The organism is Kitasatospora sp. NPDC127060 (assembly GCF_042724935.1).
In the GTDB taxonomy this organism is placed as follows: Bacteria; Actinomycetota; Actinomycetes; order Streptomycetales; family Streptomycetaceae; genus Kitasatospora.
In genome coordinates, this window is the sequence record NZ_JBHXEG010000179.1 from 1 (window position 1) to 3,231 (window position 3,231).

Sequence of the window (3,231 nt, forward strand, 5' to 3'; positions counted from 1 at the left end):
GCCAACCGCGCCGCGAACACCGGCGACACCCGCGCCAGCTCCACCGCCATCCCGACCCACTGCGCCCCCTGCCCCGGGAACACGAACACCGGCTTCACGGCGTGGGGCGCCCGGCCCTCGACGAGCCGGCCGGCCGGCTCGCCCGCGGCGAGGGCCGACAGTGCCTCGCGGACACCGTCCCGTTCGGCGGCGACGACCACGGCGCGGTGCTCGAAGCGGGCGCGCGTGGTGGCGAGCGAGAAGGCCGCGTCGGCGAGCGCCGGGCCGGGGACGACCCCGAGGAAGGCAGCCAGTTCGCGGGCCTGGGCGCGCAGTGCCTCGGCGGACTTCGCGGAGAGGACCCACGGCAGCACCGCCTCGGCCGGGACCGGGGCCCGGTCCACCGGCTCGGACGGTTCGGACGGCTCGGCCTCCTCCAGAATGACGTGCGCGTTGGTGCCGCTCATGCCGAACGAGGACACCGCCGCCCGGCGGGGCTCGCCCGTGGCCTCCCAGGGCCGCGCCTCGGTCAGCAGCGACACCGCGCCCGCGGACCAGTCGACCTGGGGCGTGGGCTCGTCCACGTGCAGGGTCTTGGGCAGCAGACCGTTGCGCATCGCCAGCACCATCTTGATGACGCCCGCCACGCCGGCCGCGGCCTGGGTGTGCCCGATGTTCGACTTGATCGAACCGAGCCACAGCGGGCGGTCCTCGGGACGCTCCCGCCCGTAGGTGGCGAGCAGCGCCTGCGCCTCGATCGGATCGCCCAGCATGGTGCCGGTGCCGTGCGCCTCGACGGCGTCGACCTGCTCGGGCGCGAGCCGGGCGTCGGACAGCGCCTGGCCGATCACCCGCTGCTGGGAGGGGCCGTTGGGGGCGGTCAGACCGTTGGACGCGCCGTCCTGGTTGACGGCCGAGCCACGGATCACCGCCAGCACCCGGTGCCCGTTGCGCCGCGCGTCCGAAAGCCGCTCCAGCAGGAGCAGGCCCACGCCCTCACCCCAGCCGGTGCCGTCCGCCGCCGCGGCGAACGGCTTGCAGCGGCCGTCCGAGGCGAGGCCGCGCTGCCGGGAGAACTCGGTGAAGGTCGTCGGACTGGCCATCACGGTGACCCCGCCGGCCAGGGCGAGCGAGCACTCCTCCTTGCGCAGCGCCTGCGCGGCCAGGTGGAGGGCCACCAGGGAGGAGGAGCAGGCGGTGTCGACCGTGACGGCCGGGCCCTCCAGGCCGAGGGCGTAGGAGATCCGGCCGGACAGCACGCTGCCGGCGTTGCCGGTGGCGAGGTAGCCGTCGACCTCCTCCGGCCCGGCGACCAGGACGGTGCCGTAGTCGCCGCCGTTGGAGCCGACGAAGACGCCGGTACGGCTGCCGCGCACGGCCGACGGGTCGACACCGGCCCGCTCGAAGGCCTCCCACGCGGTCTCCAGCAGCAGCCGCTGCTGCGGGTCCATGGCCAGCGCCTCACGCGGCGAGATCCCGAAGAAACCCGCGTCGAACTCTCCCGCCTCGTGGAGGAACGCGCCCTCGCGGACGTACGAGGATCCGGCGCGCTCCGGGTCCTCGTCGAACAGGGCGTCCAGGTCCCAGCCGCGGTCGGTCGGGAAGGGCGACACGGCGTCACGGCCCGCGACGAGCAGCTCCCACAGCTTCTGGGGGTCGTCCGCGCCGCCGGGGAAGCGGCAGCTCATCGCTACGATCGCGATGGGCTCACGGGAGGCGTCGGCGAGACGGCGGTTCTGTTCCCGCAGCCGCTCGGTCTCCTTGAGCGAGGTCCGCAGCGCTTCCAGCAGCTTGTCGTTCGATGCAACCATTTCTCAGTTCCACACTTTCCCGCGGATCACTCAGGATCCGTTGTTGCCCAGGGCCAGCTGAATCAGCGCGTCGGCGTCCATCTCGTCGATGGCGGCCGGTGCGTCCTCGGCCGGCGCCGAGGACGTCTCTTCGAGGCCGGCGAGCCTCAGCAGCACGTCGACGAGTCCGGCCTCCCGGATCCGGGAGAACGGCAGGGTGGCGAGCGCCTGTCGGATCCTCGCCTCCTCCGGATCGGTGTCCCCCGGGCCGCCGGTGAGTTCGCCGAGCAGGTGGTCCGCGAGCGCGGACGGCGCCGGGTGGTCGAAGACCAGGGTGGCGGGCAGGGCGAGGCCGGTGGCCGCGCCGAGCCGGTTGCGCAGTTCGACCGCCGTCAGCGAGTCGAACCCCAGGTCCTTGAAGGCCTGTTCGGCGTCGATGCGCCCGGCCGTACCGTGTCCGAGCACTCCGGCGACGTGGGTGCGCACCAGGTCGAGTACGGCTTCCGCCCGCTCGGCCGCCGGCAGGGCGGCCAGGCGCTCGGCGAAGCCGGAGCCGGCCGGGCCGTCCTGCGGCGCGGTGCGCACGGCCTCGGGGATCGCGTCGAGCAGCGGGCTCGGACGGGCCGAGGTGAAGCCGGGCGCGAACCGTTCCCAGTCGATGTCGATGACCGTCGCCGTGGGCCTCCCGTCGACCAGGAGCCGTTCGAGCACGGAGAACGCGGTGTCGGGGCGCAGTGGCGACATTCCGGCGAGCCGCATCCGGGCCTCGACGGCCGGGTCGGCCGCCATGCCGACGGCTGCCCAGGGGCCCCAGGCGATGGAGGTGGCGGGGAGTCCCTGGGCGCGGCGGCGCTCGGCCAGGGCGTCCAGGTGGGCGTTGGCCGCCGCGTAGTTGCCCTGCCCGGCGCCGCCGACCGAACCGGCGACGGAGGAGAAGAGCACGAACGCCGAGAGGCCCGAGTCCCTGGTCAGCTCGTCGAGATGATCGGCCGCGTCGGCCTTCGGACGCAGCACCCGGACCAGCCGCTCCTCGGTCAGCGACTCGACCACGCCGTCGTCCAGGACGCCCGCCGTGTGGAACACCGCGCTGACCGGGTGCTCGGCCAGCAGGGCCGCCAAGGACTCCCGATCGGCGACATCGCACGCCGCCACCGTCACCGCCGTGCCCGACTGCTCCAGTTCGGCGGCCAGTTCACGGGCGCCGGGGGCGTCGAGGCCGCGCCGGCTGGTGAGCACCAGTTGCCCGGCGCCTCGGCCGGCCAGCCAGCGGGCGACCTGGGCGCCCAGCGCTCCGGTGCCGCCGGTGACCAGTACGGAGCCCGGAGCCCGCCACTGCTCAACGGAGGGCGCGGTAGCGGCGTCGGAGGCGGCGCGCACCAGTCGGCGGCCGAAGGCGCCGTCCTCGCGGACCGCCACCTGGTCCTCGCCCGTCGTACCGGACAGCACCCGCACCAGCCAGGAT

Annotated in this window: 2 protein-coding genes; both read right to left on the reverse strand. The window is 74.7% G+C overall.

Going from position 1 to position 3,231, the window contains the following annotated elements; genetic code table 11:
- Window positions 1–1,790 (reverse strand): type I polyketide synthase (locus ACFWIS_RS40505; RefSeq protein ID WP_380524388.1); only part of this gene is annotated, 1,790 nt, incomplete at its 3' end.
- Between the two features lie 30 nt (window positions 1,791–1,820).
- Window positions 1,821–3,231, reverse strand: a 1,411-nt coding sequence (locus tag ACFWIS_RS40510) for a beta-ketoacyl reductase (RefSeq protein WP_380524390.1), incomplete at its 5' end; no start/stop codon positions are given.